11 protein-coding genes are annotated in these 12,112 nt (G+C 72.0%); 2 read left to right on the top strand and 9 right to left on the bottom strand.

Annotated features, from left to right (window positions below):
* Nucleotides 1-154 precede the first annotated feature (154 nt).
* Nucleotides 155-1,048 (bottom strand): HhH-GPD family protein, encoded by an 894-nt coding sequence (locus tag KFLA_RS31930; RefSeq protein ID WP_012923977.1) that lies wholly within the window; start codon nucleotides 1,046-1,048, stop codon nucleotides 155-157.
* A 32-nt stretch (nucleotides 1,049-1,080) separates the two neighbouring features.
* Between KFLA_RS31930 and KFLA_RS31925 the strand changes: the two genes are divergently transcribed.
* Nucleotides 1,081-1,773 carry a hypothetical protein gene (locus KFLA_RS31925; RefSeq protein WP_012923976.1) on the top strand — a complete coding sequence of 231 codons (693 nt, stop codon included), beginning with the start codon at nucleotides 1,081-1,083 and terminating at the stop codon, nucleotides 1,771-1,773.
* Nucleotides 1,774-1,803: 30 nt separating this feature from the next.
* Here the strand turns inward: KFLA_RS31925 and disA are convergent, their stop codons facing one another.
* Together disA and KFLA_RS31915 are read right to left on the bottom strand one after the other, a co-directional pair.
* Nucleotides 1,804-2,898, bottom strand: coding sequence for a DNA integrity scanning diadenylate cyclase DisA (gene disA / locus KFLA_RS31920; RefSeq protein WP_012923975.1), 1,095 nt, complete (start codon nucleotides 2,896-2,898; stop codon nucleotides 1,804-1,806).
* Between the two features lie 292 nt (nucleotides 2,899-3,190).
* Nucleotides 3,191-4,129: a beta-ketoacyl-ACP synthase III gene (locus KFLA_RS31915; RefSeq protein WP_012923974.1), complete on the bottom strand. Its 939-nt coding sequence runs from the start codon at nucleotides 4,127-4,129 to the stop codon at nucleotides 3,191-3,193.
* A gap of 196 nt (nucleotides 4,130-4,325) precedes the next feature.
* Between KFLA_RS31915 and KFLA_RS31910 the strand changes: the two genes are divergently transcribed.
* The gene (locus KFLA_RS31910; protein ID WP_012923973.1) at nucleotides 4,326-4,886 is read left to right on the top strand and encodes a dihydrofolate reductase family protein; all 561 of its coding nucleotides are present in this window, start codon (nucleotides 4,326-4,328) and stop codon (nucleotides 4,884-4,886) included.
* Between the two features lie 43 nt (nucleotides 4,887-4,929).
* On the opposite strand, the gene radA is transcribed toward KFLA_RS31910, so the two are convergent.
* From radA to KFLA_RS31880, 6 genes are all read right to left on the bottom strand, one after another.
* Nucleotides 4,930-6,339: a DNA repair protein RadA gene (gene radA, locus KFLA_RS31905; protein WP_012923972.1), complete on the bottom strand. Its 1,410-nt coding sequence runs from the start codon at nucleotides 6,337-6,339 to the stop codon at nucleotides 4,930-4,932.
* Between the two features lie 83 nt (nucleotides 6,340-6,422).
* Entirely contained in the window at nucleotides 6,423-7,733 is a 1,311-nt protein-coding gene (locus KFLA_RS31900) for a hypothetical protein (protein ID WP_012923971.1), read from the bottom strand.
* A complete protein-coding gene (locus KFLA_RS31895; protein WP_012923970.1) occupies nucleotides 7,730-9,505 on the bottom strand; it encodes an ABC transporter permease in 1,776 nt (591 codons plus the stop codon). The genes KFLA_RS31900 and KFLA_RS31895 overlap by 4 nt, the downstream gene beginning before the upstream one ends.
* A complete protein-coding gene (locus tag KFLA_RS31890; protein WP_012923969.1) occupies nucleotides 9,505-10,749 on the bottom strand; it encodes an ABC transporter substrate-binding protein in 1,245 nt (414 codons plus the stop codon). Before KFLA_RS31890 ends, KFLA_RS31895 begins: the two co-directional genes overlap by 1 nt.
* Nucleotides 10,746-11,318: a P-loop NTPase family protein gene (locus tag KFLA_RS31885; RefSeq protein WP_012923968.1), complete on the bottom strand. Its 573-nt coding sequence runs from the start codon at nucleotides 11,316-11,318 to the stop codon at nucleotides 10,746-10,748. The genes KFLA_RS31890 and KFLA_RS31885 overlap by 4 nt, the downstream gene beginning before the upstream one ends.
* Before the next feature lie 85 nt (nucleotides 11,319-11,403).
* Complete coding sequence (locus KFLA_RS31880; protein ID WP_012923967.1) at nucleotides 11,404-12,099, bottom strand: class I SAM-dependent methyltransferase; 696 nt, start codon at nucleotides 12,097-12,099, stop codon at nucleotides 11,404-11,406.
* Between the last annotated feature and the right edge of the window lie 13 nt (nucleotides 12,100-12,112).

The following is a 12,112-nucleotide window of genomic DNA, read 5'->3' as shown; positions in this document are numbered from 1 at the left end:
TGCTCGACCGCGTCGAGGCCGGCTCTCCCTGACGGGAAGCCGGCCTCGAGCATGCCCGCGTTCAGCCGGCCGCCGGGTCCGTGGACACCAAGTGGGGACCGCGCACAGGTTCTGCCGTGTTCACGGTCCCCCACTTGGTGTCCACGGTCCCCGGCTACTGCGGTAGTTGGTACTGGTTGTCAGCGAACGGGTCGACGAGGCCGTCGGCGACCAGGCCGTCCAGGGCGCGTTCGCGCTGCACCTGGTCGGGCCAGCAGGCGTCGAGGGCGTTCTTGGCGACCGGGCCCGGTGCGGCGCGCAGGACGGCCAGCAGGCGGCCGCGGACCTGGCGGTCGGTGCCTTCGTAGGTCTGCCCCTTGCGCGGCGGTCCGTCGTACGGGGGTGAGCCCGCCAGGACCCAGGCGCACTGGCTCCTGATCGGGCACTCGGCACACCGGGGAGTCCGCGCCGTACAGACCAGCGCGCCCAGCTCCATCGTCGCGACCGCCCAGCGCGCCGCAGTCGGCTCGTCGTCGGGCAGAGCCGACACCGCCAGCCGCTGATCGGCCGCGGTCGGGGAGATGCTCGGCTGAGCGAGTCCAGCGAGGGCTCTGGCGAACACCCGCCGCACGTTGGTGTCCACCACCGCGTGCCGCTGGCCGTAGGCGAACGACGCGATCGCTGCCGCCGTGTACGTACCCACTCCGGGCAGGGCGAGCAGTGCGGCGTGATCGCGCGGCACCTCGCCACCGTGCAGCTCCACGATCGCCGTGGCAGCCGCGTGCAGGCGCAGGGCACGCCGGGGGTAGCCCAGCCGGTCCCAGGCCCGCACAGCCTCGCCTGGCGCCTCTGCGGCCAGGTCACCGGGCTTCGGCCACCGCCGCATCCACGCCTCGTACGCCGGCAGCACCCGCGCGACGGGTGTCTGCTGCAGCATGAACTCGCTCACCATGACCGCCCAGGCACCGGCGTCGGGCTCACGCCAGGGCAGTGTGCGGGCGTTGTCGGCGTACCAGCTCAGGACTGGGGTGTGCAAGGCCGATGCGAGGGGGAGCGGCGAGTCTGACATGTCGGGCTCAATCCTGACATTAAGGTGCGGACATGAGCAGCCTGCTCCGTCCGGTCGGGCATCTGCCGGCCAGCGTCTACTGGTTCCGTCGGGGGCTGCTGCTCGTCGTGCTGGTGGTCCTGCTGGTGCTGCTCGGTCGTCTGTTCGGCGGAGGCGGCGACGAAGCCAAGAACACCGCGGCCAACGGCCCGCAGCCGGGCGGGACCGCCGGAGCCGTGGCCGACCCGGTCAGTACGCCGTCGAGCGGCGGAACCGAAACCCCGGCCCGGACCTCGCAGACCCCTGACGGGACCGGGACGCCGTCGGACCGGGAGAGCACCCCGGAGACGCCCGAGCCGCCGAAGGACTGCTCCGGTCGCGACGTCCGGGTGAGCGTGCTGCCGGCGGTCCGCTCGATCAGTGCCGGGGGCACGCTGAACTTCGCCGTCCGGCTCACCGCGGTCCGGTCCGGGTGCAAGGCCGCGATCGACCCCACCCTGTTGTCGGTCACCATCACCTCCGGCAGCGACCAGATCTGGACCACCACCCAGTGCGAGCAGTCGGTGCCTCGGGCCACCGTTCTGATTGCCAAGGGCAAGCAGGCGACCAGCGTCGTGGGCTGGAACGGGCGCCGCTCGGGGCCGGGCTGCCTGCCCGGTCAGCCGCAGGCCAAGCCCGGCACCTACGTGGCCAAGGCCGTCTACGACGGACAGGCCTCGGCCGCGCAGGCCTTCAACATCGTCTGAGCCGGCGCCGCGGAACGCCCGCCGGGCCGGTCAGACGTAGCGTTCGAGGATGCTCGACTCGGCCAGGCGGGACAGGCCCTCGCGCACGGTCCGGGCGCGGTTCTCGCCGACGCCGTCGACGGTCTGCAGGTCGTCGATGCTGGCGGCGAGCAGCTTCTGCAGGTGGCCGAAGTGCTCGATCAGCCGGTCGATCACGGCCCCCGGCAGCCGCGGCACCTTGGCCAGCAGCCGGTAACCGCGCGGGGTCACCGCGGCGTCCAGCTGCTCCGCGCCGCCGAGCTGCAGGGCCCGGGCGACCTGGCCGATGTCCAGCAGGTCGGTCGGGCTGACCGCGTCGAGCTCGAGCAGCACGTCGTCCGCGGTCTTGGGCCGGCGGCCGGTCGCGGGCGGCAGGTAGTCGCGCACGACCAGCTCGCGTTCTCCCGCGACGCCGGCAACCAGCTCGTTCAGCTGCAGGGTGAGCAGCCGGCCGTCGGTGCCGAGCTCGACCACGTAGCCGTCGATCTCGGTGGCGATCCGGCGGACCATCTCCAGCCGCTGCGCGACGGCGGCCACGTCGCGCACGGTGACCAGGTCCTCGATCTCCAGCGCGGACAGCGTGCCGGACACCTCGTCGAGGCGCAGCTTGTACCGCTCGAGCGTGGCCAGGGCCTGGTTCGCCCGGGACAGGATAGCGCCGGAGTCCTCCAGCACGTAGCGCTGGTCGTCGACGTACAGGGCGATGATGTGCATCGACTGCGACACCGAGATGACCGGGAAGCCGGTCTGCCGGGCGACCCGGTCGGCGGTGCGGTGCCGGGTGCCGGTCTCCTCGGTGTGGATCGACGGGTCCGGCATCAGGTGCACGGCGGCGCGCAGCATCCGGCTCATGTCGCGGTCGAGAATGATCGCGCCGTCCATCTTGCTCAGTTCCCGCAGGCCGGTGGCGGTGAACTCGACGTTGATCTCGAAGCCGCCGGTCGAGATGGAGTCGACGGTCTTGTCCTGGCCGAGGACCAGCAGGGCACCGGTGCGGCCCCGCAGGATTCGCTCCAGGCCTTCGCGCAGTTCGGTACCGGGTGCCACCGCGGCCAGCGTCGCGCGCATCCGGGCATCGGTGCTGTTCTTGTCGGAATTCGGGGCCACGATCCCTGAGTCTATGCGGGTCGGCGGCGTGCTGTGGGCGAACGGTCCCCGGACCGGTCACTCCGTTCGCCGGAGCGGCGAAAGCGCTTGCAGACGCCCGTGCATTTGGTCGTGCAACCGACATGTGCAAGCCCATTTCCCGTGGCAGGCGGCCGATGCGCGGGCCCTGCGGCGCTGCGGAACACCGATCGGCCACCGGCGACAGGCTCCGCGTGCACGCCCGGAAAAAGTGGACACCCGACGGTGTGTCCCGGCGAGTCCCCGTGGCCGGAGGGGGCAGAAGGGACAAAAATCAGGGGCAGCGGATGATCTGGCCGGCGTACGAAAGGCCGCCGCCGAAGCCGAACAGCAGCACCGGGGCGCCGGCGGGGATCTCGCGCCGTTCGATCAGCTTGGACAGCGCGATCGGGATGCTCGCGGCCGAGGTGTTGCCGGACTCGATCACGTCCCGGGCGACCACCGCGTTGACCGCGCCGAGGCGCTTGGCCAGCGGGTCGATGATGCGCAGGTTGGCCTGGTGCAGGACGACGCCGCCGAGCTGCTCGGGGGTCACGCCGCCCTTCTCGCAGACCTGCTGGGCGATCACCGGCAGCTGGGTGGTGGTCCACCGGAAGACGCTCTGCCCGGCCTGGGCGAACTTGCCGTCGCGGCCCTCGATCCGGACCGCGTCCGACATCTCCGGCACCGATCCCCACACCACCGGGCCGATCTCCGGCTCGTCACTGGCCACCACCACGGCCGCGCCGGCGCCGTCGCCGACCAGCACGCAGGTCGTCCGGTCGGTCCAGTCGGTGAAGTCGGTCAGCTTCTCGACGCCGATCACCAGCGCCTTGCCGGCCGCGCCGGCGCGGATCGCGTGGTCGGCGGTCGCGAGCGCGTGGCTGAAGCCGGAGCAGGCGGTGTTCAGGTCGAGGGCGGCCGGGTGGCCGAGGCCGAGCCGGGCGGCGACCCGGGCCGCGATGTTGGGCGAGCGGTCGATCGCCGTACAGGTGGCGACGATCACGTAGTCGATCTCGGCCTTGTCCAGGCCCGCGTTCGCGATCGCCTTCTCGGCGGCCCGCCAGGCCATCTCGTCGACCTGCTCGTCGGGTGCGGCGACCCGGCGCTCGCGGATGCCGACCCGGCTCTGGATCCACTCGTCGTTGGTGTCGACCATCGTGGCCAGTTCGTCGTTGGTGAGCACCCGCTCCGGCTGGTAGTGGCCGAGGGCGACAACTCTGGATCCGGTCATGCGTGCTCCTCCGAGGGACGGCCACGGTCAGGGGGTGGGCCGTCCACCAGGGTACGAAATCCGAACCCAGGGGTGCGCACCCGTCTCATGCGCTCGCCCGGGATGTGATCGGGGACACGCGGGCCGGAGATGTCAACGTGGTGGCGGTGGCTCCGACCAGAGGGCGACACCGATCCTCGGAACAGGAGCTTTCACCATGGCCAAGATCCTCCACTACGTGCACAGCTCGCTCGACGGCTTCATCGAGGGCCCTCACGGCGAGTTCGACTGGCCGCAGATGGGGCCCGACCTGTCGGCGCACGGCATCGGCCTCAACGAGCAGGTCGGCACGTTCCTGTACGGCCGGGTGGTGTGGGAGATGATGTCGGGCTTCTGGCCGCAGGCCGAGTCGATCTCGGACCACCCGCACGACCTGGAGTTCGCGCCGATCTGGCGGCGGATGCCGAAGGTGGTCGTCTCCAGCACGCTGCGGGACGCCGACTGGAACACGACGGTCGTCGGATCGGTCGCGGAGGTGGCGAAGCTCAAGCAGCAAGCGGGCGGGGACATCCTGCTGTCCGGAGGCTCGACCCTGGCGGCGGCGCTGACCGCCGAAGGGCTGATCGACGAGTACCACGTCGTGGTGCACCCGGTGCTGCTCGGCGGCGGCAAGCGGCTTTTCCCCGAGGGGCAGTCCCGCCGCCCGCTCCGGCTGGTCGAGTCGCGGCTGCTCGACGAGCGTGCGGTGCTCACCGTGCACGCGCCGGCGGAGAGCTGACCGGACGGCAGTGCCCGGCGCCCCGGCGTTTTCCGCCGGGGCGTCAGAGAATGCCGGCGGCGTGCATGGCGGCGCGGATGTCGCCGGCGGCGAAGATGCGCAGGCCGTACTTGGCCTGCATGTCCAGCGGCTTGAGGTCCTTGCTCCGGTTCGGCACGTCGGCGGGCACGATCGCCTTGGTGAAGCCGAGCCGGGCCGCCTCGGCCAGTCGCTTCTCCAGCCCGCCGACCCGGCGCACCTCGCCGGCCAGGCCGACCTCGCCGATCGCGATCAGGCCGGGATGGATCGGCTTGTCGGTGACCGAGGAGGCGACTGCGATCGCCACCGCGAGGTCGGCCACCGGCTCGGTGATCTTCACCCCGCCGACGGTCGCGACGTACACCTCCTGGTCGGTCAGCTTGAGACCCGCCCGGTTGCCGAGCACGGCCAGCACCATCGCCACCCGCGACGACTCGAGCCCGGACGTCGTCCGTCGGGGCTGCGGCGCCGCGGACGGACCGACCAGGGCCTGGACCTCGGCCAGCAGCGGGCGGCGGCCCTCCATCATCACCGTGACGCAGGTGCCGGCCACCGGCTCGGAGTGCTCGGACACGAACAGCCCGGTCGGGTCGCTGACCTCGACGATGCCGGTGTCGACCATGTCGAAGCAGCCGACCTCGTCGGACGGACCGAACCGGTTCTTGGTCGCGCGGACCATCCGGAAGCCGGAGTGCCGGTCGCCGTCGAAGGCCAGCACGACGTCGACCAGGTGCTCGAGCATGCGTGGTCCGGCGATCGCACCGTCCTTGGTGACGTGGCCGACCAGGACGACGGCGATGTTGCGCTCCTTGGCGAGCCGGACCAGCGCGCCGGTCACCTCGCGGACCTGGGTGACGCCGCCGGGGGCGCCGTCGACCTCCGGGTGCGCCATCGTCTGGACCGAGTCGATCACCAGGAACGCCGGCTCGACCACGTCGACCTGGCCGACGACGGCCGACAGGTCGGTCTCGGCGGCCAGGTAGAGCTCGTCGACCAGCGCGTCGGTGCGGCCGGCCCGCAGCCGGACCTGGGCCGCCGACTCCTCACCGGAGACGTAGAGCGTGCGGTGGCCGTTGCGCGCGGACTGGGCGGCGACCTCCAGCAGCAGCGTCGACTTGCCGACGCCGGGCTCGCCGGCCAGCAGGATCACCGCGCCCGGCACCACACCGCCGCCGAGCACCCGGTCGAGCTCACCGATGCCGGTCGCCCGGGACTCGGCCTCGATCGCGGACACCTGGGCGATCGGCATCGCCGGCGAGGAGACCGGCCCGGCCGTGATCCGCGCGGACTTCGGCGCGCCGGCCTCGGCGACCGTGCCCCACGCCTGGCACTCGCCGCACCGGCCGACCCAGCGGGCCGCCGTCCAGCCGCACTCCGAGCACTGGAACGGGGACTTGCCCGCCTTCGACCGGGTCTGCGCCGCCGCCTTCACCATGCCGTCAACCCCGCCTTCGAGCCCGCGTTCGACCCCGCCGTCACCATGCCCGACAACCTAGGCGATGGGACCGACAGAATGCCTCAGCGCAACAGCCAGCGGTCGATCAGGCGGCGGATCCGGCCGACGGTGGCCCGCCGCGGTTCGGGCGGAACCTCGGGCGGCGTACCGGTCTCGGTCGCGGCCTCCAGGTAGGTCACCAGCGTCGGGCTCTCGAACGACCGCAGCAACGCACTCTGCTGCAGCAACTCCCTCGCCTTCTCCCGTTCGCCGGCGACCACCGCCGCCGAGCCCAGGTGCTGCAGGCAGCGGCCCTGCCCTTCCCGCTCGTCGATCTCCGCGTAGAGGTGCTCGGCATGCTGCCACCACTTCTTCGCCTCGTCCGGGCGCTCCAGCATCCAGGCTGCGACGCCGGTCAGTTCGAAGGCGTGCGCCTGCCCGCTGGTGTCACCCGCCGTGGTGGCCCGTGCTGCCGCGGGCCGGAGCTGGTCCAGAGCACCTTCGGGGTCCTGCTGGTACAGGTGCACAATCGCGAGGTTGATCGCGATCGCCACGTCACCCGCCACGTCCGGGCCGGGCCGGCTGAGCCGCGCGTCGTCGAGGCGGTCGCGGGCGTTGAGCGCGGCTTCCTCGCGGTCATTGCCTGCAGGAGCCGCGTCGGCGCGTGCCAGGTGCAGCAAGGCGCGCTCGACCTGCCGCCGCGTCTCCAGTGCGGCCGCTGTCCGGCTGTGCCCGCGTCTAGCCGGTGCGACGTTGTCGGAGATACCCAGCTTGGTGCTCGCCGTCTCCAGATCCCCCAGCATCCGGTACGCCGTAGCCGCGCGCGCAGCAGCCAGTTCCAGCAGATCTCGCCGACCGGACCCGTCGGCTACGGCAGTCAGGTAGTCGCTCAGGTCCAGGAGCTCGGCCGGCTCGTGACGGGTGATGTACCAGGCCTCCAGCGCGTCGCAGATGCGCGCGAGGTCGTCCGCAGAGTCGGCATCCGGCTTCTCGTTCGCCAGCAGGTTGCGCAGGCGCAGCTCGTTCAGCTCGAACCACGCTGTTGCGGCCAGGCCACCGGAGCTGGAGCCCAACGACACCAGCCACTGCTCGGCCTCCTCGGCGACGGCATGTACCTCGCCGGACGTCTCGATGCCGGCGGCGCCCGCCCGCCAGCGCCGGTACCGCCGCAGACCGACCGGGGCGTTGTAAATCGCCCAGATCAAGGCGAAGCCGATCGTCAGACTGATGCCGACGACACCGACCCACCCGCCGCTGTCGAGGCTTTGCGCCAGCTTCTCGCCGGCGAGGCCGGACAGCAGGGCCGAGGCGAGCGCGCTGATGCCGAAGATGTCGCCGCGCCGCCGCTCGCCTTTCGCGGCCGGCTTCTCCTCGGGAGAGTCCTCGGTGCTCATGGCCTGCCCCCGACCGTCAGTCCGCGGACAACCGTGCGCCAGAAGGACAGCATCAGGACCGCCGGCACCACAGAGGCAACCAGGGCTGCCGCCGCGACCGTTCCACCCGAGGTGGAGAACTGCCGCGCCTCGCCCCACAGCACGAGCGACAGCGGCGTCGTACCGGCTCCGCTGATCAGGAAGCCGACGATGAAGTCGTTCCACACCAGCACGAACTCCAGCACGGCCACCGCCACCAGCGCGGGCCGATAGGTCCGCTGCACAGTCGCCAGTACGGCCCTCTGCCGCGCGGGACCTTGCAGGGCTTCGGCCACCAGCACTGGGGGAGCCGATGCGAACGCCGAGCGCAGCAACAGCACAGCGAACGGCAGACCAGCGGCGGCATGCACCAGAGCCAAGGCGATCCGCGAGCCGGTGAGTCCCGCGGCATCGATCGCCTCGCGCAGCGGAGCGGCGTACATCTGCACCGGCGTCACCGCGAGCACGACGAACCCGGACGTGACCACGCGGCCCAGCCAGGTCGGCAGTCCACCCCAGGCGACCAGGTACGCCGTGGGTACGGCGATCACGAGCAGGACGCCCGTGGCGATCGAGGAGATCAGCACTGTCGACAGCAGTGCACGCATCAGCCCCACGTTGGCAGCCGCGGTGAAGGACTCGAAGCCCAGTCCACGCAGGGACCACCAGCCGCGCAGTCCGGCTTCGCCGGGGGAGTGCAGCGCGGTGGCGACCAGCATCACGGCCGGCAGGATCCAGAACAGGCTGACGGCGAAGCCGGCGGTCCATCCGATTCGCCGGACTCTCTTGCTGGGCTTGGGTCTGCGCAGCGACGGATCAGCCGGTACGACGGTGGCCGGCATCGCCCAGCGTCGTCGCCGCAGGCCCCGGACGCCGATCACCGCGACCGCGGCGACGATGGCGAACAGGACGACGCCGAGTGCCGCCGTCCGGCCGGGATCGTCGCCGGCGCTGGTCGCGCGCCACCAGTTCAGGCCGAGCACCTCCGCGTCGCGCTGCATCGGGCCGGGCACAACGATCAGCACCAGGTCGAACACGCGGACCGCGGCGATCACCAGGGTCAGCGTGACGACACCAGTGATCGGCCGGAGCAGGGGCAGCTCGAGCACCCGCCACCGGCGCCAGCCGGTCACCCCCTCGGCCGCGATGGTGCGGCTCACGTCGTCGGGGATCGCGTCCAGGCCGGCCCGGAACAGCGACACGACGTACCCGAGCCAGGTCCAGCCGAAGGCCGACACCAGGACCAGCCAGAAGAGCCCTGGACCGAGCCAGACCGGACTCGAGCCGAACAGCGACGTCCAGACCGCGGTGACCGTGCCCCGCTCGGGTGCCGGGTCGAAGATCAGCCGGAAGGTGGCACCGGAGGCCAGCACCGACACCGCGAACGGAATCACCAACGCTGGTTGCAGAAACGACGACAGGGCGGGCAGGCGGTAGCTCACCACGGCCAGCAGGAAGCCGACGACGACCAGCGCCAGGGCGACGGCCACCCAGGCCAGGCTGTTGCGTACGGCATGCAACGCGGCCGGGTCGCCCATCACCGCGAAGTTGTCCAGTCCGAACGACCCGTCCGGCAGCCGGAACGCGGCGACCACGGTCAGCGCGACCGGAATCAGCAAGAGGCTGCTGAGCAGCAGTGCGGGCAGGCCCAGCAGGTAAGGGCCGGCCGGGCGGCGCGGCTTGCCGGGCACCGGTCGCCCGACGATCGGACGGCCCGCGATCTCGAGCGACAAGCCGTTGCTGCGCAGGCCCATCAGCTCTCCACCTTCGCCAGCTCGTCCAGCGCCGACCGTACGGCGTCCGGCACCAGTTCGCTACCGCGGTTGCCGACCCGGATCAGCAGGTCGGTCAGCACGCGCCACACGCCGTTGATGTCGCCCAGCGAGCCGAGCCGGTCGGACAGGTCGAACTGCAGGGCGGCTCCCGGGGTGACCAGCTGCTCCGCCAGCCGGGTGAGCTCGGGGGAGTAGCCGGTGGTGCGTCCGTCGGCGATGAAGCCGCCGGTCGCGATCCACGGGTCCACCGCCGCGGGCGCAGCGAGGCGCCGGACCAGGTCCCACGCGTCGTCGGTCGCCGGCCGCGGTACGACCATCACGTCGCCACCGACCACCACCGGAGCGGCGGTGCCCGGCCGGAACGGCGGGAACGTGAACAGCCCGACGTCCGACGGGTCCGTGGCGAAGCCGCGGATCACCGGCTCGGCGAAGTCCGACGCGAGCACCATCGCGGCCCGGCGATGCCCGAACACCTCGACGACGGCATCGGGGAACTGCTGCACCAACGACCGCTCGACCCCACCGGCCAGCGTGCCCGGTGCAGCCCAGGCCGTTGCCAGCAGGCGCAGCGCGTCGCCGAACTCCGGCAGCTGGGACGGCCGCGGCTGGTCGGACACCGCCAGCGCCCGGTACGCCGCCGGCGCCGTACCGAGCAGGACGTTCTCCAGGAAGTCGGTGAGCACCCAGCCGTCGCCGGCGGCCAGGGCCAGCGGCCGGATTCCACCGGCGGACAGTGACCGGTTCACGGCGAGCCACTCGGACCAGAGCTTCGGTGGCTCCACCCCAGCCGCGCGGAACACCGACGGCCGGTACCAGACCGCCGACTTGTGCGCCGTCTTGAACGGCAGCCCGTACGTCGTACCGTCACGGGTCAGCAGCTCGTCCCAGAGCCGGGCCCGGCCGCGCTCGGCCAACTCGGCCGGCATCGGCTCCAGGTTGTCGCGGTGCAGAGGAACCAGGCCCGGCCGCGGCAGCATCACGATGTCCGGGCGACGAGCCGAGCGGGCGCCGAACGCGGTGGAGATGTCGTCGCCGAGCGGAACCACCTCGACCGGGTACTCCAGCTTGCCGAGTCCGTCCAGCACCCGGTGGAAGGCCCGCAGCTCCGGACCGCCCCAGCTCACTGCCACCCGCACGCTCCGGCTCAGACCGAGAACGTCCGGAGTACAGCCGGACACGGCGGTGGCGGCGGCTGCGGCGAGGACCACTCGTCGGCTGATCACGTCTCGGACCTCGCGTCGAACCGTGGTGCGAAACCAGCTGCGCGGGCCGGGTCGGTGGTGATCAGCAGAACCGCGATCGACCACAGCTCGGTCATGTGGTCCGGCCGCAGCAGCGAACCCCACGTCGGCAGGCCCGCTGCGTCCTCCAGCACGATCACCGACGGCTGCGCGCGCAGTGCCCGGGCCAGTCCGGTCAGACGGCGGCGGCCCGGCGTGATCTCGTGCGGGTAGCGGTCCAGGACGTCGTCCAGCCCGCAGTTGGTGGAGGTGATCCGGCACTGCTCCTCGGCAGCCTGCCGGGTCACGCGGTGCGTCACGGTGTGGCCGTGCACGACGTTGCCGAGCACGGTGAGGTGCGGCAGCAGACCGCCCTCGGCGGGGACGAGCCGGACGGTGCCGCTGCTCTTCACGACGGCACCGGGCGGTGGGTCGTCGAGTCCGGCGATCACGTCGGCGCACTGGCGGGCCTGGGCGGTGGTCCCGACCACCAGCGCTGCCTGCTGGCCGGCGGCGACACCGACCCGTTCGGGGAGTGCTGGCAGCAGGCGTTCGAGCAGCAGTCCGTCCATGCCGGTGAGGCGCCTCCCCAGGTCAGTGGCGAATGCTCACCTTAGGGGGCGTTGCGGCTCACCGCAGCGGATCGCGTGTCCGCTGCTAGTAGGTGCGGCTCCACAGGTTGACCGCGTAGTCGACCTCGGTGCCCGGATGCGTCGCGATGATGCGCTCGGCGGCCTCGGGCTTGAACTCGATCCGCACCACCGCCTCGAAGTCGGCCCGGCTCTCGAACCGCCAGCCCATGTCCAGCTCGGTGCGCTGCCAGCCGCGGGAGGTCCAGAACCGTTCCACTGCGGGCGCCTTGATCATCGGGTACGCCTCGGCGAACCAGCGGCCGAAGGTGGACCGGCCGGCGTCGTTGTCGATCACGAACGCCGTACCGCCGCGCCGCATCACCCGGTCGAGCTCGGCCAGGCCCGGTTCGCAGCCGGGCCCGAAGAAGTACGCCCAGCGCGCGTGCATCACGTCGACCGACGCGTCCGGCAGCGGCACCTGCTGCGCTGTGCCCTGCCGCACCTCGACGTTCGCCAGTCCCCGGGTCCGCCGCCGCGCCGCCTCGGCCAGCGTGCCGTGCGGCTCCACCCCGATCACCCGGGCCGCCGTCGCCGCGAACAGCGGCAGGTGGAACCCGGTGCCGCAGCCCAGATCCAGCACGGTCGCCCCGGCCCAGTCCCGGATCGCCCGCATTGCCGGCTCGATCACCCCGTCCGGGTCGACGGCCCGGTTCTCGATCTCGTAGGTCTGCGGGTGGTGCCAGATGTTCGGGCTGGGAATCCCACCGTCGGCGATGCTCACGCCGAAACCCTAG

The sequence above is a fragment of the Kribbella flavida DSM 17836 genome (genome assembly GCF_000024345.1).
In the GTDB taxonomy this organism is placed as follows: Bacteria; Actinomycetota; Actinomycetes; order Propionibacteriales; family Kribbellaceae; genus Kribbella; species Kribbella flavida.
This window is presented reverse-complemented; position numbering and strand designations above follow the sequence as displayed.

Excerpts from the sequence above, each read along its gene's own strand:
- KFLA_RS31910 (WP_012923973.1), top strand. The coding sequence starts at position 4,326 with ATGGCCAAGATCCTCCACTACGTGCACAGCTCGCTCGACGGCTTCATC.
- KFLA_RS31925 (WP_012923976.1), top strand. The coding sequence starts at position 1,081 with ATGAGCAGCCTGCTCCGTCCGGTCGGGCATCTGCCGGCCAGCGTCTAC.
- KFLA_RS31885 (WP_012923968.1), bottom strand. The coding sequence starts at position 11,318 with ATGGACGGACTGCTGCTCGAACGCCTGCTGCCAGCACTCCCCGAACGG.
- KFLA_RS31900 (WP_012923971.1), bottom strand. The coding sequence starts at position 7,733 with ATGAGCACCGAGGACTCTCCCGAGGAGAAGCCGGCCGCGAAAGGCGAG.
- KFLA_RS31915 (WP_012923974.1), bottom strand. The coding sequence starts at position 4,129 with ATGACCGGATCCAGAGTTGTCGCCCTCGGCCACTACCAGCCGGAGCGG.
- KFLA_RS31930 (WP_012923977.1), bottom strand. The coding sequence starts at position 1,048 with ATGTCAGACTCGCCGCTCCCCCTCGCATCGGCCTTGCACACCCCAGTC.
- radA (WP_012923972.1), bottom strand. The coding sequence starts at position 6,339 with ATGGTGAAGGCGGCGGCGCAGACCCGGTCGAAGGCGGGCAAGTCCCCG.
- KFLA_RS31895 (WP_012923970.1), bottom strand. The coding sequence starts at position 9,505 with ATGGGCCTGCGCAGCAACGGCTTGTCGCTCGAGATCGCGGGCCGTCCG.